Genomic DNA, 19,593 nt, shown 5'->3' with positions numbered 1-19,593 from the left:
GTTATACGACCAGATGCTGCCGGACCGCACCGACAACGCCCGCCGCCCTGCCCGAGGCGGCCGCGCTGGCCCTGCGGCGGGCCGAGTCGCTGCCCGGAATCACCCTGCACCGGGCGGCCGCCGCCTCGCTCACCCAGCTCACCCTCAATGCCGGCCGCGGCCCGCTCACCGACCCGGCGGTCCGGCAGGCGGTGGGCCGGGCGGTCGACCGGCGGCGGATCGCCGAGGCCGCACTCGGTCCGCTCGGGCTGCCCGGCGCCCCGCTCGGCAGCCACCTGCTCGCCGGGGACCAGGAGGGCTACCGCGACGACAGCGGCGCGGCCGGAGCGGGCGACGCCGCGCAGCTGCTGGACCGGGCCGGCTGGAAGCGGCCGGACGGCGGCACCCGGACCAAGGGCGGCAAGCAGCTCGCCCTCACCCTCCTCTTCCCGGCCGGCTCGGCGACCGCCCGGCGCACCGCCGACGCGCTCACCGCCGACCTCGCCGAGTCCGGCATCGCGGTGAAGCCGCAGTCCGCGCCCGCCGACACCTTCGTCCAGGACCATCTGGCCGTCGGGGACTACGACCTCGCGCTCTTCTCCTGGCCGGCCGGGCCCAGCCCGGCCGCCGAGCAGCGCGCCGCATACGCCAAGCCCCAGCCGGACGCCGACGGCACGCTCGCCCCCGGCGGCAACTACGGCCGCAGCGGCACCGAGGAGATCGACCGGCTGTTCGACCGGGCGGCCGCCGAACTCGACCCGGCCGCCCGGCTGGACCTGCTCCAGGAGGCGGACGTACGGATCTGGCAGCTCGGCCACTCGGTGCCGCTGTACCAGCGGCCGGAGCTGGTCGCCGTGAGGACCGGAGTCGCCGGGGCCGGGGCGTTCGGGTTCGGGTGGCCGCGCTTCCAGGACATGGGCTGGACGCGTTAGCCCAGCGAGGGCGCCGGCTCCGACACGCGCTCCACCACGGCGATCCGGGCCGGTCCGGGCACCGCGCGCGGGCCCGGTCGAGTGCCGCCGGGGGCCTCCTCCGGGCGGCCGGCCGCGATCAGCGCGGCGGCGGGGGAGCGACACGCGACGGAGCGCCGGACGGCGGCCGGCACGGGAAGGGGGTGTGACCCAGCTGTGATCTTGGTCCCGCCCGACCTGCTCGTTTCTGCCCCCTTGGGCGCTTCCCCGTACCATAGGGAAAAGCCGAGGCATGTCCAGATGCCCGGCGGGTGGACCGGTAGTAGCAGGCGGAACGGGTGACGGCGGCCGAAGGGGCCGCGGGTGCGCGTCTCGCGGCCGGGCCCGCCGTAACCCACGATTCCGGGAGAATCCGCTAGGCATGCCCACGCGCAACGACATCCGTAACGTCGCCATCGTCGCCCACGTCGACCACGGCAAGACCACCCTGGTCGACGCCATGCTGAAGCAGGCCGGCGCCTTCGCCGCCCACCAGCAGCTCGACGACCGCATGATGGACTCGAACGACCTGGAGCGCGAGAAGGGCATCACCATTCTCGCGAAGAACACCGCGGTCAAGTACCACCCCAAGGACGGTGGCGCGCCGATCACGATCAACATCATCGACACCCCGGGCCACGCCGACTTCGGCGGCGAGGTGGAGCGCGGTCTGTCGATGGTGGACGCGGTCGTCCTGCTGGTCGACGCCTCCGAGGGCCCGCTGCCGCAGACCCGCTTCGTGCTGCGCAAGGCGCTCTCGGCCCGGCTGCCCGTCATCCTGTGCATCAACAAGACCGACCGCCCGGACTCCCGGATCGACGAGGTCATCAACGAGACCTACGACCTGTTCCTGGACCTGGACGCGGACGAGGACCAGATCGAGTTCCCGATCGTCTACGCCTGTGCCCGTGACGGCGTCGCCTCGCTGACCAAGCCGGAGAACGGCACCGTTCCCGCGGACAGCACCAACCTGGAGCCGTTCTTCTCCACCCTGCTGGAGCACGTCCCGGCCCCCAGCTACGACGAGGACGCGCCGCTCCAGGCCCACGTCACCAACCTGGACGCCGACAACTTCCTCGGCCGCATCGCGCTGCTGCGCGTCGAGCAGGGCGAGCTGCGCAAGGGCCAGACCGTGGCCTGGATCAAGCGCGACGGTTCGATCCAGAACGTCCGCATCTCCGAGCTGCTGATGACCGAGGCGCTCACCCGCAAGCCGGCCGAGGTGGCGGGCCCCGGTGACATCTGCGCCGTCGCGGGCATCTCCGAGATCATGATCGGCGAGACCCTGGCCGACCCGGAGAACCCGGTCGCGCTGCCGCTGATCACGGTCGACGAGCCGGCCATCTCGATGACCATCGGCACCAACACCTCCCCGCTGGTCGGCCGCGGCGGCAGCGGCAAGGGCGCGGACGCCAAGTCCGGTGCCAAGGTGGACCGCAAGGTCACCGCCCGCCAGGTGAAGGACCGCCTGGACCGCGAGCTGATCGGTAACGTCTCGCTGCGCGTGCTGGACACCGAGCGCCCGGACGCCTGGGAGGTGCAGGGCCGCGGTGAGCTGGCGCTGGCCATCCTGATCGAGACCATGCGCCGCGAGGGCTTCGAGCTGACCGTCGGCAAGCCGCAGGTGGTCACCAAGGAGGTCAACGGCAAGGTCCACGAGCCGGTCGAGCGCCTCACGGTGGACGTGCCGGAGGAGCACATGGGTGCCGTCACCCAGCTCATGGGCGTCCGCAAGGGCCGGATGGACAACATGTCCAACCACGGCTCGGGCTGGGTCCGGATGGAGTTCGTCGTGCCGTCCCGCGGCCTGATCGGCTTCCGCACCGAGTTCCTCACGAGCACCCGCGGCACCGGCATCGCCCACTCGATCCACGAGGGCCACGAGCCGTGGTTCGGCACCCTGACCACCCGCAACAACGGCTCGCTGGTCGCCGACCGGGCCGGTGTGGTCACCGCCTTCGCGATGACCAACCTGCAGGAGCGCGGCGTGCTCTTCTGCGAGCCGGGCACCGAGGTGTACGAGGGCATGATCGTCGGCGAGAACTCGCGCTCCGACGACATGGACGTGAACATCACCAAGGAGAAGAAGCTCACCAACATGCGGTCCTCGACCGCCGACGTGGCCGAGTCGATCGTCCCGCCGCGCAAGCTCTCGCTGGAGCAGTCGCTGGAGTTCTGCCGCGAGGACGAGTGCATCGAGGTGACCCCGGAGACGGTTCGCATCCGTAAGGTCGTCCTGGACCAGAAGGACCGCGGACGCACTGCCTCGCGCGCCAAGAAGGCCTGATCCGGACGGCTTGACCGGCCTTTGGCCGGAATGCTTCGCCCCCCTTTCCGATGGAGAGGGGGGCGAACTTTTTCAACTACTCCAAGTTGTCGGAGCCGCTATTAACGGAATAGCGCTCATCACACCCAGGTGTCCGCTGAGCGAACGTGACAGTTCGTCATCCGTGACGACTGTCCGTTTGGTGCCTGTCTGGCTATGTCTCATATGTCCGGTTTTCGAAACTTACCGACTGTTCATGTGACCTAATTGAGATCGTCACTGGTCACTTTCGTGTCCGTGCGTGACGGATAGTGGAGCCAGTCAGGCTCGGGTCAAGGGTTAACGCGCAGGGGTGCGCGCCGAAACCACGAGCGCGGACGGCATTACGGGCCCGGTGACAACCGTTCCGTGGTGCCCTCCTCGTCGTAACGTCGAATTCAGGAGGCACACCGATGCGTGGTGTGAGCCAGGCCAAGTGGGTTGTCGCAGCTGTCGCTGTCGCGCTCGCCGCGACTGCTTGTAGCAGTGGTGGCAGCAGCGACTCCTCCGGCGGGAGCTCGAACAGCGCCGCGGTCGACCCGGCAGGCACGTTCAGCTTCCAGAGCGGTGAGCCGCAGCGTCCGCTGCAGCCGGCCAACGCCATGGAGAACCAGGGCGGCCGCATCGTCAAGCAGCTCTTCATGGGCCTCGTCGACTACGACCCCGCGACCGGTGCCCTGCGCAACCAGGTGGCCGACAAGATCGAGACCACCGACGCCAAGAACTACACCGTCACGCTGAAGTCCGGCTGGACCTTCCACGACGGCACCCCGGTCACCGCCAAGTCCTTCGTGGACTCCTGGAACTGGTCCGCCAACCCGGCCAACAACCAGATCAACTCCGACTGGTTCTCGGACATCGCCGGCTACGACGCCGTCCACCCGGACAAGGGCGACCCGACCGCCAAGGAGATGACCGGCCTCAAGGTCGTCGACGACACCCACTTCACCATCGAACTGACCGCCCCCGTCTCGTACTTCACGTACAAGCTGGGCTACTCGGCCTTCTACCCGCTGCCCACCGGGTTCTTCGCGGACCCGAAGGGCTACGGCGAGAAGCCGGTCGGCAACGGCCCCTACCAGTTCGTCTCGTGGGAGCACAACAAGGCCATCACGCTGAAGGCCTACGACAAGTACGCCGGCAGCAACAAGGCGAAGAACGGCGGAATCGTCTTCCGCAACTACACCTCGTCCGAGGCCGCGTACAAGGACCTGATGTCCGACACGCTGGACGTCCTGGACCAGGTCGACTCGACCGACCTGCCGAAGTACAAGGACGACCTGGGCAAGCGCGCGATCGACCAGGCGCAGGGCGCCATCCAGAACATCTCCTTCGCGATGTACAACGCGGACTGGAAGGACCCGGCCAAGGCCAAGGTCCGCCAGGGCCTGTCGATGGCGATCGACCGCGACACCATCACCAAGACCGTGCTGAACAACAGCCGTCAGCCCGCCGACGCGTTCGTGGCGCCGGGCGTCATGGGCTACAAGGCCGGCACCTGCGGCGACGCCTGCAAGTACGACCCGGCCAAGGCCAAGCAGCTCATCCAGGAGGGTGGCGGCGTTCCGGGCAACAAGATCACCATCATCTACAACTCCGACGGTGGTCACAAGGAGTGGGTGGACGCGGTCTGCAACTCGATCCGCCAGGCCACCGGCGTCGAGTGCCTCGGCGACCCGAAGCCGGACTTCAAGACCTCTCGTGACATCATCACGAAGAAGCAGGTCCCGAGCATGATGCGGACCGGCTGGGTGCAGGACTACCCGCTGAACGCCAACTTCCTGCGCGACGTCTACGGCACCGGTGCCGCCGCGAACGACGCCGGCTACTCGAGCCCCGAGTTCGACAAGCTGGCCCACGACGCCGACGCCGCCACCTCGGTCGAGAAGACCGCCGACCTGTACCAGCAGGCCGAGGCCGTCCTGGCCAAGGACATGCCGGCCATTCCGCTCTGGTACTACAAGACCAACTCGGGCTACTCGAACAACGTCCAGAACGTGAAGTTCGACTCCTTCGGCAACCCGGTCTACACCGACGTCGAGGTCAAGAAGAAGTAATCGGTCGGCACCGCCTGACCCGGTGACAACGGCCGGTGCCCGTCCCATCCCCACGAGGGCGAGGACTGGCACCGGCCGTTGGCACGCCGACTTATCTCTTGCCGGGTTGACGGGCCCGGCAGAGCCATACATGGAGGCACGATGGGGCGCTTTGTCGCGAGGCGACTGCTCCAGATGATCCCGGTGTTCCTCGGAACCACCGCACTCATCTTTTTCATGGTGCACTTGCTGCCCGGTGACCCGCTGGCAGCACTGTGGGGCGACAAGGCGCCGGACCCGGTGCAGCTCGCCGCGCTGAGGCACCAGCAGCACTTTGACGAGCCGCTGATCCAGCAGTACCTCGACTACATGGGGGGCCTGTTCACCGGCGACTTCGGCAAGGCCCTGGACGGGCGTCCGGTGCTCGACAAGATCACCGAGGCGCTGCCGGTCACGGTCCAGCTGGCGCTGCTCGCGTTCGGCTTCGAGATCGTGCTGGGCATCGGCATCGGCCTGTTCGCCGGTCTGCGTCGCGGCAAGGTCTTCGACAAGAGCGCCCTGGTCTTCACCCTGCTGCTGATCTCTATCCCGGTCCCGGTGCTGGGCTTCCTGTTCCAGACGATCTTCGGCATCAACCTCAAGTGGGTTAAGCCGACCGTCCAGGACAGCACCGACATCACCCAGCTGGTGCTGCCGGCCATCGTGCTCGGCTCGCTGTCGCTGGCCTACGTCGCGCGCCTCACCCGTACCTCCATCGCCGAGAACATCAAGGCCGACTACGTCCGCACCGCGGTGGCCAAGGGCCTGCCGCGCCGCAGGGTCATCGGCACCCACCTGCTGCGCAACTCGCTGATCCCGGTGGTCACGTTCCTCGGCACCGACCTCGGCGCCCTGATGGGCGGCGCGATCGTCACCGAGGGCATCTTCAACGTCCAGGGTGTCGGCCACGCGCTCTACCAAGCGATCAACATGAAGGAAGGCGCGACCGTTTCCGGTTTCGTGGCCTTCCTCGTGATCGTCTACCTGGCCGCCGGCCTGATCGTCGACCTGCTTTACGCGGTCCTGGACCCGAGGATCCGTTATGCCTGACCTGACCAAGACGGCCGAGGAGACCCCGGCCCAGGCCCCCGTCGCGGCGGCCGCCAAGCCCGAGAAGGCCCGCAGCCTCGGCTCCGACGCCTGGCACGACCTGCGCCGCAAGCCGATCTTCGTGATCTCCGCGCTGCTCATCCTGCTGCTGATCGTCATCGCGGTCGCCCCGGGCCTGTTCACCTCGGTGGACCCGCGGGCCGGCGACCTGCGCGAGCACTTCCACACGCCGCCGAACTACAGCCACTTCTTCGAGGGGGACTGGTTCGGCTACGACGGTCAGGGCCGCAGCATCTACGCCCGCGTCATCTACGGCGCCCGCGCCTCGGTCGTGGTCGGCATCTGCGTCACCGTCGGTACGACCATCCTCGGTGGCATCTTCGGCATGCTCGCCGGTTACTTCGGCGGCTGGATCGACACGATCATCTCCCGTGTCACCGACATCTTCTTCGGCATCCCGCTGCTGCTCGGCTCGCTGGTGATCCTCAACGCCTTCACCTCGCGCACCATCTGGAGCGTGGTCTTCGCCCTGATCACCCTGGGCTGGACCCAGATGACCCGTGTCATGCGCGGTTCGGTGATCACGGTCAAGCAGGCCGACTTCGTGACGGCGGCCAAGGCGCTCGGCGCCGGCACCGGCCGGATCATGTTCAAGCACATCCTGCCGAACGCGATCGCCCCGGTGATCGTGGTCGCCACCATCTCCCTCGGCGGCTACATCGCCCTGGAGGCGACGCTGAGCTTCCTCGGCATCGGTCTGCAGGACCCGACCATCTCCTGGGGCATCGACATCAACTCGGCCCAGAAGCTGATCCGTACGGCGCCCTTCGCCCTGTTCTTCCCGGCAGGCATGCTGAGCATCACCGTGCTGGCCTTCATCATGCTCGGCGACGCGGTGCGCGACGCCCTCGACCCGAAGCTCCGCTGAGAGAAGAGGTGACGACCCGATGACCACCGTGATCGAGAACGACAGCCAGAAGTCCGGCCGACTCGAAGTCGGAACCCCGCTCCTGGAGGTCAAGGACCTCCACGTGGAGTTCCACACCCGGGACGGCGTCGCCAAGGCCGTGAACGGCGTCAACTACTCCGTCGCGGCCGGCGAGACCCTCGCGGTGCTCGGCGAGTCCGGCTCCGGCAAGTCCGTGACGGCCCAGACCATCATGGGCATCCTGGACATGCCCCCGGGCAAGGTGACCCAGGGCGAGATCCTGTACCGCGGCCAGGACATGCTCAAGATGAGCAACGAGGAGCGGCGGAAGATCCGCGGCCGGAAGATCGCGATGATCTTCCAGGACGCGCTGTCCGCCCTCAACCCCGTGCTCAGCGTCGGCTACCAGCTCGGCGAGATGTTCCGGGTGCACCAGGGCGTCTCCAAGGCCGAGGCCAAGGCCAAGGCCATCGAGCTGATGGACCGGGTGCGCATCCCCGCCGCCAAGGAGCGGGTGAACGACTACCCGCACCAGTTCTCCGGCGGCATGCGCCAGCGCATCATGATCGCCATGGCGCTGTCGCTGCAGCCCGACCTGATCATCGCCGACGAGCCCACCACCGCCCTGGACGTGACCGTCCAGGCCCAGGTGATGGACCTGCTGGCGGAGCTCCAGGCCGAGTACAACATGGGCCTGATCCTGATCACCCACGACCTCGGTGTGGTCGCCGACGTCGCGGACAAGATCGCCGTCATGTACGCGGGCCGGATCGTCGAGACCGCCCCGGTGCACGAGCTGTACGCGAACCCCGCCCACCCGTACACCAAGGGCCTGCTGCGCTCGATCCCGCGCCTGGACCAGAAGGGCCAGGAGCTGTACGCGATCAAGGGTCTGCCCCCGAACCTGCTGAAGGTTCCGGCCGGCTGCGCGTTCAACCCCCGCTGCGACGTCGCCACCGACCTGTGCCGCACGGAGATCCCGGCGCTGCACCACGTGACGGACAAGGACGGCAAGGAGCTCACCGGCCGCCGCAGCGCGTGCCACCTCTGGAAGGAGACCCTCCATGGCTGAGAACATCCTGGAGGTCAAGGACCTGGTCAAGCACTACCCGCTGACCCAGGGCGTCCTGTTCAAGAAGCAGGTCGGCGCCGTCAAGGCCGTCGACGGCATCTCCTTCGAGCTGAAGAAGGGCGAGACCCTCGGCATCGTCGGCGAGTCCGGCTGTGGCAAGTCCACGCTGGCCAAGGTGCTGATGAACCTGGAGCGGGCCACCTCCGGCCAGGTGCTGTTCAAGGGCGAGGACATCTCCCAGCTGTCCGGGGGCGCGCTCAAGGCCGTCCGCCGCAACATCCAGATGGTGTTCCAGGACCCGTACACCTCGCTGAACCCGCGCATGACGGTCGGCGACATCATCGGGGAGCCCTTCGAGATCCACCCCGAGGTGGCGCCGAAGGGCGACCGCCGCAAGGCCGTCCAGGACCTGCTGGACGTCGTGGGTCTGAACCCGGAGTACATCAACCGGTACCCGCACCAGTTCTCCGGCGGTCAGCGTCAGCGCATCGGCATCGCCCGCGGCCTCGCGCTCAAGCCCGAGATCATCATCTGCGACGAGCCGGTCTCCGCCCTGGACGTGTCCGTCCAGGCGCAGGTGATCAACCTGCTGGAGCAGCTGCAGGGTGAGTTCGGCCTGTCGTACATGTTCATCGCGCACGACCTGTCCATCGTCCGGCACATCTCCGACCGCGTCGGCGTGATGTACCTGGGCAAGATGGTCGAGATCGGCTCCGACGAGCAGATCTACGACAACGCGACCCACCCGTACACCCAGGCGCTGCTGTCCGCGGTGCCGGTGCCGGACCCGACGGCGCGCGAGTCCCGCGAGCGGATCATCCTCAGCGGGGACATCCCCTCGCCGGCCAACCCGCCGTCCGGCTGCCGCTTCCGCACCCGTTGCTGGAAGGCGCAGGAGCGCTGCTCCGAGGAGATCCCGCTGCTGGCGATCCCGACCACGCTGGAGGGCCCGGCCGCGCACGAGTCGGCCTGCCACTTCCCCGAGGTCCGGGAGTCGGCCGCGGCCTGACGTCCCGTACACACCCGCAAGGGCCCGTGGCTCCCGCCACGGGCCCTTGCGGCGTTTCCGGCGATCCGCGATCCGGCGCCGCGTCAACCCGGCGGCGGGTTACCGCACCCGTCCGGGTGCACCCGGCTCGCGCCGTCACCGGGCCGAGCTTCTCATGGGGTGTGATGCGACACACACGCCTGAGGAGGGACCTCCATGCCCGTAGCCGCCCGCGCCCGCCTGGTCCTCGCCGCTGCGACGTCCGTGGTCCTGGTGGCCACCGGGTGCAGCAGCGGCGGTGGAGGAGGCGGCAGTGGCTCGTCGGACGCCGGCAAGACCTTCAGCTACCAGAGCAGTGAGCCGCAGAACCCGCTGCAGCCCGCCAACGCGAACGAGGTCGGCGGTGGTCGCATCATCCAGAACCTCTTCAAGGGGCTGGTGGACTACGACCCCAGCACCGCCAAGATCCGGATGCAGGTCGCGGACAAGATCGACACCAGCGACTCGCAGACCTTCAACGTCACGCTGAAGGACGGCTGGAAGTTCCACGACGGCACCCCGGTGCACGCCAAGAACTTCGTGGACGCCTGGAACTGGGGCGCCAACCCGGCCAACAACCAGATCAACAGCTCCTGGTTCTCCGACATCGAGGGCTACCAGGACGTCCACCCGGCCGGCGGGAAGCCCGCCAGCGACAAGATGTCCGGACTGACCGTCACCGACGACCTGCACTTCACGGTCAAGCTGAGCCACAAGGTCTCGTACTTCGAGTACAAGCTCGGCTACATCGCCTTCTCGCCGCTGCCGGACGGCTTCTTCAAGGACCCTGCCGGGTACGGGCAGAAGCCGGTGGGCAACGGCCCGTACCAGTTCGTCAGCTGGTCGCACAACACCGAGGTGGTCACCAAGACCTTCCCGGACTACCAGGGCGTGGACAAGCCGAAGAACGGCGGCATCGTCTTCAAGATGTACACCACGTCCGAGGCCGCGTACGCGGACCTGCAGTCCAGCAACCTGGACGTGATGGACCAGGTGCCGCCGTCCGCTCTGGCGAACTACAAGAACGATCTCGGCGACCGGGCGATCGACGCCCCGCAGGGCGCGATCCAGAACATCGGCTTCACGCTCTACCAGGGCGACTGGTCCTCGCCGGACAAGGCCAAGGTGCGCCAGGGCCTGTCGATGGCGATCGACCGCGACGTCATCACCAAGACCGTGCTGCAGGGCTCCCGCAAGCCGGCCACCGCCTGGGTCGCCGAGGGCGTCGAGGGCTACAAGGACGGCGCCTGCGGCGACTTCTGCAAGTTCGATCCGGCCAGGGCCAAGCAGCTGATCCAGGACGGCGGCGGCGTCCCCGGCAACAAGCTGCTGATCACCTACAACGCGGACGGCGGCCACAAGGAGTGGGTCGACGCGGTCTGCAACTCGATCCGGCAGAACACCGGCGTCGACTGCCTGGGCGACCCGAAGCCCGACTTCAAGGCCGCCCGCGCGGCGATCACCAGCCACCAGCTCAACGGCGCCTTCCGTACCGGCTGGGTGCAGGACTACCCGCTGAACGCCAACTTCCTGTCCGACGTGTACCGCACCGGCGCGGCCTCCAACGACTTCGGCTACAGCAACGCGCAGTTCGACGACGCGGCCACCAAGGCCGACGAGGCCGCCAGCGTCGCCGACACGGTGAGCGGCTACCAGCAGGCCGAGGCCGTGCTGCCGAGCGGCATGCCGGCCATCCCGCTCTGGTACTACCGCACCAACTCGGGCTACTCGACCAAGGTGCAGAACGTGAAGTTCGACTCCTTCGGCAACCCGGCCTGGACCCAGGTCGAGGTCAAGGGCTGATGCCCCTCCTGCCCGCCATCGGGCAGGAGGGGCCCAGCCCCCTCACGCCGGCCCCGCCCTCCCCGCACGGAGGGCGGGGCCCGGTCCTCTCGGCCGGCCCCCCGGTCGGCCACGCCCTGGAAGGAGGCTCGGATGGGCAGTTACGTGCTGCGGCGGGTGCTGCAGATGATCCCGGTGTTCTTCGGTACCACGCTGTTGATCTTCGTGATGGTCTACACGCTGCCGGGCGACCCGGTGACGGCGCTGTTCGGCGAGAAGGCGGCCGACCCCGCGGTGGTGGCCAGCATCAAGCACAAGTACTTCCTGGACCAGCCGCTCTGGAAGCAGTACCTGCACTACATGGGGAACCTGTTCCAGGGCGACTTCGGCACCAGCTTCACCGGCCGGCCGGTCTCGGACATCATGGCCGGCGCCTTCCCGGTCACCATCCGGCTCGCGCTGCTGGCCTTCGTCTTCGAGATGATCCTCGGCCTCGCCCTCGGCATGCTCTCCGGCCTGCGGCGCGGCAGCGTCCAGGACACCCTGGTGCTGGTGCTGACCCTGATGGTGATCTCGATCCCGGTCTTCGTGCTGGCATACATCGCGCAGACCGTCTTCGCCACCAATCTCGGCTGGGTCACCCCGACCGTCCAGGACAGCTACGACCTCTCCCAACTCGTGCTGCCCGCCGTCGTGCTGGGATCGCTCTCGCTCGCGTACGTGGCCCGGCTGACCCGTACGTCGATCGGCGAGAACCTGCGGGCCGACTACATGCGCACGGCCGTCGCCAAGGGCCTGCCCCGGCGCACCATCGTCCTGCGGCACCTGCTGCGCAACTCGCTGATCCCGGTCATCACCTTCCTCGGCACCGACCTGGGCGCGCTGATGGGTGGCGCGATCGTCACCGAGGGCATCTTCAACGTTCAGGGCATCGGCAACGTCCTGTACCGGGCGATCAACACCAAGGAAGGGCCCACCGTGGTCGGCATCGTGACCGTCCTGGTGATCATCTACCTGGTCGCCAGCCTGCTCGTCGACCTGCTCTACGCGGTCCTGGACCCGAGGATCCGCTATGCCTGACATCCACGACGAGGACTCGTTCGAACCCCACCCCAAGCCGGGGATCTCGCGGCTCGACTACGCGGGCGAGCAGGGCATGGCGGTCGAGCAGGAGACTCTGGTCGAACCCGACGTCGCGAAGCGGGAGGAGGCCCGCAGCCTCTGGGGCGACGCCTGGCGGGACCTGCGCCGGCGGCCGATCTTCCTGCTCTCGGTCGTGCTGATCCTGCTGCTGGTGGTGATGGCGGTCTTCCCCTGGGCCTTCACCGACGCCAACCCGCGCAAGGCCGACCTGGTTCACGACTACCTCAGGCGGCCGGACTGGACGGACTTCTTCGGCGCGGGCTGGTTCGGCTACGACGCCCAGGGCCGGTCGATCTACGCCCGGGTCGTCTACGGCGCCCGCGCCTCGATCACCGTCGGCATCTTCGTGACCGCCGCGGTCACCGTGCTCGGTGGGCTGACCGGCATGGTCGCCGGGTACTACGGCCGGGCCGTCGACGCGGTGATCTCCCGGGTCGTGGACATCTTCTTCGGCATCCCGCTGCTGCTCGGCGCTCTGGTGCTGCTGAACGCCTTCACCACCCGCACGGTGTGGACCGTGGTGCTGGCGTTGGCCGTCCTCGGCTGGACCCAGATCGCCCGCGTGATGAGGGGTGCGGTGCTCACCGTCAAACAGTCGGACTACGTGGTGGCCGGTCGGGCCCTCGGCGCCGGGACGGGCCGGCTGATGTTCCGGCACATCCTGCCGAACGCGGTCGCCCCGGTGATCGTCGTCGCCACCATCGCCCTCGGCGGCTACATCGCCACGGAGGCGACGCTGAGCTTCCTCGGCATCGGTCTGCAGGACCCGACCATCTCCTGGGGCATCGACATCTCCTCGGCCCAGAAGGTGATCCGGACGGCGCCGTACGTGCTGTTCTTCCCGGCCGCGGCACTCTCCGCCACCGTGCTGGCCTTCATCATGATGGGCGACGCGGTGCGCGACGCCCTCGACCCGAAGCTTCGCTGAGCGAGGGGAGCGCAGTGTGAACACCGCTGTGGACAGGACCGGCCGAGAGGCCGGGACGCCGTACCAGGGGCCGCTGCTCGACGTACGGGACCTGCACGTCGAGTTCGTCACCCGGGACGGCGTCGCCCGGGCCGTCAACGGGGTCAACTACAGCGTCCGGGCGGGCGAGACGCTGGCGGTGCTGGGCGAGTCCGGATCCGGGAAGTCGGTGACCGCGCAGGCGGTCATGGGCATCCTGGACATGCCGCCGGCCCGGATCCCGCGCGGGGAGATCCGCTTCCGCGGCCGGGACATGCTGAAGATGGGCAAGGACGAGCGGCGGAGGATCCGCGGCCGGAAGATCGCGATGATCTTCCAGGACGCGCTGTCCGCCCTCAACCCCGTGCTCAGCGTCGGCTTCCAGCTCGGCGAGATGTTCCGGGCCCACCACGGCGTCTCCCGGGCGGAGGCCAGGACGAAGGCCGTGGAGCTGATGGAGCGGGTGCGCATTCCCGCCGCCAAGGAGCGGGTGAACGACTACCCGCACCAGTTCTCCGGCGGCATGCGCCAGCGCATCATGATCGCCATGGCGCTGGCCCTGGAACCGGACCTGATCATCGCGGACGAGCCCACCACCGCCCTGGACGTGACCGTCCAGGCCCAGGTGATGGACCTGCTGGCGGAGCTCCAGGCCGAGTACAACATGGGCCTGATCCTGATCACCCACGACCTGGGCGTGGTGGCCGACGTGGCCGACAAGATCGCGGTGATGTACGCGGGCCGGATCGTCGAGACCGCGCCGGTGCACGAGCTGTACGCGCGCCCGGCCCACCCGTACACCCGGGGCCTGCTGGACTCCATCCCGCGCCTGGACCAGAAGGGCCAGGAGCTCTACGCGATCAAGGGCCTGCCGCCCAACCTGTTGCGCATCCCGCCGGGCTGCGCCTTCAACCCCCGCTGCCCCCGGGCGCAGGACGTCTGCCGGGCCGAGGTGCCGGAGCTGTTCCCGGTCGCCGAGGACGACGGCACGCCGCTGGAGGGGCGCCGCAGCGCCTGCTTCTTCTGGAAGGAGACCCTCCATGACCGCTGACGGGGCCGGCCCGACGGGCGCGGCGGTGCCTGAGGAGGCCGCCTTCGCCCAGGAGGTGCCGCGCGGCGAGCCGATCCTGGAGGTCCGGGACCTGGTCAAGCACTTCCCGCTGACCCGCGGCGTGCTGTTCAAGAAGCAGGTCGGCGCGGTCAAGGCGGTGGACGGGGTCAGCTTCGACCTGATGCAGGGCGAGACGCTCGGCATCGTCGGCGAGTCCGGCTGCGGGAAGTCCACGCTGGCCAAGGTGCTGATGAACCTGGAGCCGGCCACCGGGGGGTCCGTCCGCTACAAGGGGGAGGAGATCTCCCGGCTGTCCGGGGGCGCGCTCAAGGCCGTCCGGCGCAACATCCAGATGGTGTTCCAGGACCCGTACACCTCGCTGAACCCGCGCATGACGGTCGGCGACATCATCGGGGAGCCCTTCGAGATCCACCCCGAGGTGGCGCCCAGGGGCGACCGCCGCAAGGCCGTCCAGGACCTGCTCGACGTGGTCGGGCTCAACCCGGAGTACATCAACCGGTACCCGCACCAGTTCTCCGGCGGTCAGCGCCAGCGCATCGGCATCGCACGGGGGCTGGCGCTCAAGCCGGAGATCATCATCTGCGACGAGCCGGTCTCGGCGCTGGACGTGTCGGTGCAGGCGCAGGTGATCAACCTGCTGGAGCAGCTGCAGGGCGAGTTCAACCTGTCGTACATGTTCATCGCCCACGACCTGTCCATCGTCCGGCACATCTCCGACCGGGTGGGGGTGATGTACCTGGGCAAGATGGTCGAGATCGGCTCCGACGAGCAGATCTACGACCACGCGACCCACCCGTACACCCAGGCGCTGCTCTCGGCGGTGCCGGTGCCGGACCCGACGGCGCGCGAGTCGCGGGACCGGATCGTGCTCACCGGGGACGTGCCCTCGCCGGCCAACCCGCCCTCGGGGTGCCGGTTCCGCACCCGGTGCTGGAAGGCGCAGGAGCGGTGCGCGGTGGAGGTGCCGCCGCTGGCCCCGCCGGGCTGGCTGAGCGGGCCGGCGTTCCACGACTCCGCCTGCCACTTCGCGGCCGAGCGCGAGAGCGGGGAGGACGTCGGCAGCCGGCCGTAGCGCCCGGTTCCGCACCCGGGGCGCGCCCTCCCAGTGGGGGGCGCGCCCTTCGCCGTGATGGAACCGAGATCTCCCGTGGCCTCCCCAAGTGCCCGTTGTTCCTTGATAGTTGCACTGCGCCTGTCGTTGCTCGCCGCTGTGCCGAGGAGGGCTGCCCGGATGGACGTGGTGGAGGTGACCGGCGGCGGTCGGGAGAACCTGGTGCCCGGGACCCCGCTGCTCGAGGTCGAGGACCTGCACATCGAGTTCCACACCCAGGACGGGGTCGCCAAGGCCGTCAACGGGGTGAGCTACTCGGTGGCCGCGGGGGAGACGCTGGCGGTGCTGGGCGAGTCCGGATCCGGGAAGTCGGTGACCGCGCAGGCGGTCATGGGCATCCTGGACATGCCGCCCGGGAAGATCACCGCCGGGCGGATCCTGTTCCGGGGCGAGGACATGCTGACCATGAGCCCCAAGCTCCGGCGGACGGTCCGGGGGCGGAGGATCGCGATGATCTTCCAGGACGCGCTGTCCGCCCTCAACCCGGTGCTCAGTGTGGGCTACCAGCTCGGCGAGATGTTCCGGGTGCACCAGGGGTTGTCCCGGGCGGAGGCTCGGGCGAAGGCCGTGGAGCTGATGGAGCGGGTGCGCATCCCGGCGGCCAAGCAGCGCGTCGGCGACTTCCCGCACCAGTTCTCCGGCGGCATGCGCCAGCGCATCATGATCGCCATGGCGCTGGCCCTGGAACCGGACCTGATCATCGCGGACGAGCCCACCACCGCGCTGGACGTGACCGTCCAGGCCCAGGTGATGGACCTGCTGGCGGAGCTGCAGAGCGAGTTCAACATGGGGCTGATCCTGATCACCCACGACCTGGGCGTGGTGGCCGACGTCGCGGACAAGATCGCGGTGATGTACGCGGGCCGGATCGTCGAGACCGCGCCGGTGCACGAGCTGTACGCGCGGCCCGCGCACCCGTACACCCGAGGCCTGCTGGACTCCATCCCGCGGCTGGACCAGAAGGGCCAGGACCTGCACGCCATCAAGGGCCTGCCGCCCAACCTGCTGAGCATCCCGCAGGGCTGCGCCTTCAACCCCCGCTGCGACCGGGTGCGGGACGTCTGCCTGACCGAACTCCCGCCGCTGGTGCCGGTGGCGGACGAGGAGGGCGCCGAGCTGCCGGGCCGGCGCAGCGCCTGCCACTACTGGCGGGAGACCCTCCACGGCTGAGGCCTGGGCCGGGCGCCTACTTGGTGAAGCCGACGTTCTCCCAGACGATGTCGGACAGGCCCTGGGCGCCGATGTTGGCGAGGTCGGCGCGGGCGCCGTACAGCTGGGGGCGCTGGTAGAGCGGCAGCACGCCGGCCACCTTCCAGAGCTCGCCGTCGGCCTGGTTGATCGCCTCGGAGGCGGTGCCGGCGTCGGTCGCGGAGCCCGCCCGGTCGAGTGCGGCGTCCACCGCCGGGCTGCCTGCGCCGGCCCGGTTGGTGGCGCTGTTCTGGGTGTACGAGGCGCGGCTGCCGCTGGCCGGGAACGGGGTGCCGAGCAGGGCGTAGACGGCGATGTCGAAGTCGTTGTGGTTGACGTACTTGTCGAAGAACTCGTTGGGGGCGGCGGTCACCGGGGTGACCTTGATGCCGACATCCTTGAGCATCTTGGAGACGGACGCCGTCTCGCCCTGGGCCACGGCGACCCCGGCCGGGACGACCATCCGCAGGTTCAGCTCGTGGCCGTCCTTCTTCCGCACGTCGCCGTCGAGCTTCCAGCCGGCCGAGTCCAGCTTGCGGGCCGCCTCGGCCGGGTCGAAGCGGGACAGGCCGAGGGAGTTGTCGCGGTAGCCGTTCTGGTTGGCGACCAGCAGGTGGTTGTTGAGCGGGACGGCGGGCCAGTCCAGTCCGTTGAGGTCGGCGCGGATCAGGGTGTCCCGGTCGATCGCCTGGAACACGGCCTGGCGTACGGTCGCGTCGTTGAGCAGCGGGCTGCGGGCGTTCAGGGTGAGCTGGCGGAAGTCGGGCCCGCCGGCCCGGCGGACGGCCGCGCCCTTGGTGTTCTTGATGACCTGGTAGCCGGCCAGGTCCGGGCCGTTGTTGAAGAGGTCGATCTGGCCCTTGGCGAAGGCGGTGCCCATCGCGTCGGGCAGCATGGCGTGGAAGACGACCCGGTCCAGCATCGGCTTGTCGCCCCACCAGGTCGGGTCGGCGACCAGGGTGACGGTCTGCGCGGCCGGGTCCAGCCGCTCGACCTTGAACGGGCCGGCGGTGAGCGGGATCGCGTCCAGGTAGGCCGTGTTGAACAGGTCCGGGGTGGAGACCTTGCTCGCGGGCAGCAGCGGGGCGTTGGCCGCGCCGTTGAACATCGACTGCCACTCGGAGAACGGCCGGTCGAAGGTCATCACGGCCTGGAAGTCGTCCTTGCCCCGTTCGACCGAGGTGACCAGCTCGAAACCGGAGGTGCTGGAGGGCCGGTAGGCCGGGTCCTTGCCGTTCATGGCACGCCAGTTGGCCTCGATGTCGCGCCAGGTGATCGGGGTGCCGTCGGACCAGTGGGCCTTCGGGTTGAGCGTCCAGGTGACCACCTGGTGGCCGTCCCTGACCTCGGCGTGGGCCTCCTGGAGGTAGGCCGGGTTGGCGGTCTGGGTGCCGGCCGCGTCCGAGCGGAAGAAGGTCGGCAGCAGCGGCTTGCTGACCGCGACGGTCGAGGACTCGGTGCCGTCGGTGTGGATCGGCGACCACTGGTGGGAGAACTGGGCGATCGCCAGGTTCAGGGTGCCGCCCTGGCGCAGCTGTCCGCGGTCGTGGGCGTTGATGTCGACCGAGGTGAGCTTGGGCACCCCGGCGGCGGCGCTCGGCAGCGCGTCCGGGGCGGCGCCGTCCTGCCCGGAGGAGCAGGAGCAGAGCGCGAGGGAGAGCGTCAGGACGGTGAGACCGGCGAGCAGCGCCGTCCGGTGGTGCTGGAGGCGGCGGCCCATCGGCGTGGCTCCCGGGGTGACTGTGGCGGATGGTGTGGCGTCACATCTTGCTGACCGGGAGGCGGAGTTGTCGAGGGGGCGGGACCGCCGCATCCGTTCGGTGCGGGGCCCGCCCCCTCGTTCGTGCCCGGTTCGTCAGGCCACGGTGAACTTGTAGGTGCGTTCCTTGTCGCCGGTCTTGTCGAACAGCGAGCTGACGGCGTCCGCGACGTCCTGCGGGGCGATCGCCGCGGTCTGGCCGTTCTTCTTGACCTTCACCTTGTCGAACAGGCCGTTCAGCTGGGAGCTCAGCACGTCGAGGTCCCACTTGGGCGCGATCTTGCCGGAGGTGTCCGGGGCCAGTGTGAGCGCCTTGGCGGCGGTCTTCGGGCCGAAGTCCCAGGACTTGGTGCCGGCCACGATGTGGATCTTCCCGCTGGTCACCTGCTTGCCGAGGCTGTCCGCGGCGGCCTGCAGGGCCTGGGTGGAGACCTTGGGCTGGGCGGCCGTGACGGCGAGCGCGATCGGCTGGTCGGGCTTGCCCGCGGCGCGGTCGCGGTAGGCCTGCTCGACCACGTCCATGGCGGCGTTGGAGTCCACCGCCTGCCCGGCCCTGCCGGGGACGACGACCGGGTCGCCGTTGTCGGCGAACTTGACGTAGCCCTCCTGGAGGCCCTGGCCCGAGCCGGCCGCCAGCGAGTCCAGTGCGGCCTTGAGCTTGGCGCGGTCGACCCGGACCTCCGGGGCGACGGCCTTGGTGCCGCCCTGGATCGACTTGATCACGTCGACCGGGTTGTAGTCGTGCGCGGCGAGGCCGTCCACGGTGGCCGTGGTGTCGAAGGTCAGCCCGGCGACCGTCGGATCGAGGTCGACCGTCTGGTCGCCGATCTTCAGCTTCAGCGGCTGCTGCCCGGCCTTGCCGACCGACGCGTCCAGCGCGTGGATCGCCTGGTCGCGGCTGTTGCCGCCGATGTCCGTGCCGAGCACCACGGTGCCCTTGGGGACGTCGGACTGGTTGAGCATCAGGCCGGTGCCGTACGCGGCGGCGCCGAGGAACAGCACGCCGCCGAAGGCGTAGACGCCGAGCTTGACGAGCTTCTTCGCACCGCCGCGCTTGGCCTTGGCCTTGGCGGGGGCGGCGGACTCGGTCTTGGCCTTCGCGGGGGCCTGGCCGGCCGCGGGCACGGGCCCGGGGCCGGAACCGGGGGCAGCGCCGGGGACGGACTGGGCGGCGGGGCCGCCCGGGGCGCCGGGGCCCGGGGCGGG

14 protein-coding genes and 1 pseudogene are annotated in these 19,593 nt (G+C 69.3%); 13 read left to right on the top strand and 2 right to left on the bottom strand.

Translation table 11 applies throughout. The features are described 5' to 3' along the window. The 13 genes from HS99_RS36985 to HS99_RS36925 all read left to right on the top strand — a co-directional run. Window positions 1-911: ABC transporter substrate-binding protein (locus tag HS99_RS36985; RefSeq protein WP_244916006.1), on the top strand; the 911-nt coding region annotated here is incomplete at its 5' end. A 400-nt stretch (window positions 912-1,311) separates the two neighbouring features. Further along, the gene (gene typA / locus HS99_RS36980; RefSeq protein WP_030287360.1) at window positions 1,312-3,216 is read left to right on the top strand and encodes a translational GTPase TypA; all 1,905 of its coding nucleotides are present in this window, start codon (window positions 1,312-1,314) and stop codon (window positions 3,214-3,216) included. Between the two features lie 431 nt (window positions 3,217-3,647). Then, the gene (locus HS99_RS36975; RefSeq protein ID WP_030287361.1) at window positions 3,648-5,291 is read left to right on the top strand and encodes a peptide ABC transporter substrate-binding protein; all 1,644 of its coding nucleotides are present in this window, start codon (window positions 3,648-3,650) and stop codon (window positions 5,289-5,291) included. Between the two features lie 141 nt (window positions 5,292-5,432). Continuing rightward, window positions 5,433-6,359, top strand: a complete 927-nt coding sequence (locus HS99_RS36970; protein ID WP_030287362.1) for an ABC transporter permease — start codon at window positions 5,433-5,435, stop codon at window positions 6,357-6,359. Further along, the gene (locus HS99_RS36965; protein ID WP_030287363.1) at window positions 6,352-7,287 is read left to right on the top strand and encodes an ABC transporter permease; all 936 of its coding nucleotides are present in this window, start codon (window positions 6,352-6,354) and stop codon (window positions 7,285-7,287) included. The genes HS99_RS36970 and HS99_RS36965 overlap by 8 nt, the downstream gene beginning before the upstream one ends. A 19-nt stretch (window positions 7,288-7,306) precedes the next feature. Further along, complete coding sequence (locus HS99_RS36960) at window positions 7,307-8,359, top strand: ABC transporter ATP-binding protein (protein ID WP_046387019.1); 1,053 nt, start codon at window positions 7,307-7,309, stop codon at window positions 8,357-8,359. Then, window positions 8,352-9,368 carry an ABC transporter ATP-binding protein gene (locus tag HS99_RS36955; protein ID WP_033347656.1) on the top strand — a complete coding sequence of 339 codons (1,017 nt, stop codon included), beginning with the start codon at window positions 8,352-8,354 and terminating at the stop codon, window positions 9,366-9,368. Before HS99_RS36960 ends, HS99_RS36955 begins: the two co-directional genes overlap by 8 nt. Window positions 9,369-9,563: 195 nt before the next feature. Next, entirely contained in the window at window positions 9,564-11,189 is a 1,626-nt protein-coding gene (locus tag HS99_RS36950; RefSeq protein WP_030554361.1) for a peptide ABC transporter substrate-binding protein, read from the top strand. A 132-nt stretch (window positions 11,190-11,321) separates the two neighbouring features. Continuing rightward, window positions 11,322-12,248 carry an ABC transporter permease gene (locus HS99_RS36945; protein ID WP_030287367.1) on the top strand — a complete coding sequence of 309 codons (927 nt, stop codon included), beginning with the start codon at window positions 11,322-11,324 and terminating at the stop codon, window positions 12,246-12,248. Window positions 12,249-12,324: 76 nt separating this feature from the next. Next, a complete protein-coding gene (locus HS99_RS36940) occupies window positions 12,325-13,239 on the top strand; it encodes an ABC transporter permease (RefSeq protein ID WP_030554363.1) in 915 nt (304 codons plus the stop codon). Between the two features lie 16 nt (window positions 13,240-13,255). Then, window positions 13,256-14,308 (top strand): ABC transporter ATP-binding protein, encoded by a 1,053-nt coding sequence (locus tag HS99_RS36935; protein ID WP_046385779.1) that lies wholly within the window; start codon window positions 13,256-13,258, stop codon window positions 14,306-14,308. After that, window positions 14,298-15,401 carry an ABC transporter ATP-binding protein gene (locus tag HS99_RS36930; protein WP_046385780.1) on the top strand — a complete coding sequence of 368 codons (1,104 nt, stop codon included), beginning with the start codon at window positions 14,298-14,300 and terminating at the stop codon, window positions 15,399-15,401. The genes HS99_RS36935 and HS99_RS36930 overlap by 11 nt, the downstream gene beginning before the upstream one ends. A 159-nt stretch (window positions 15,402-15,560) precedes the next feature. Further along, a complete protein-coding gene (locus HS99_RS36925; RefSeq protein ID WP_046385781.1) occupies window positions 15,561-16,610 on the top strand; it encodes an ABC transporter ATP-binding protein in 1,050 nt (349 codons plus the stop codon). A gap of 319 nt (window positions 16,611-16,929) precedes the next feature. On the opposite strand, the pseudogene HS99_RS36920 reads toward HS99_RS36925, so the two are convergent. Together HS99_RS36920 and HS99_RS36915 are read right to left on the bottom strand one after the other, a co-directional pair. Beyond that, window positions 16,930-18,348 (bottom strand): annotated as a pseudogene (locus tag HS99_RS36920) (ABC transporter family substrate-binding protein); the annotation flags it as partial. Window positions 18,349-18,483: 135 nt separating this feature from the next. Further along, window positions 18,484-19,593: peptidoglycan binding domain-containing protein (locus HS99_RS36915; protein ID WP_211295908.1), on the bottom strand; the 1,110-nt coding region annotated here is incomplete at its 5' end.

It is taken from the genome of Kitasatospora aureofaciens (assembly GCF_001188955.3).
Lineage (GTDB): Bacteria > Actinomycetota > Actinomycetes > Streptomycetales > Streptomycetaceae > Kitasatospora > Kitasatospora aureofaciens.
The sequence above is the reverse complement of the archived record's forward strand: the minus strand, read 5'-3'. Positions and strand labels throughout refer to the sequence as shown.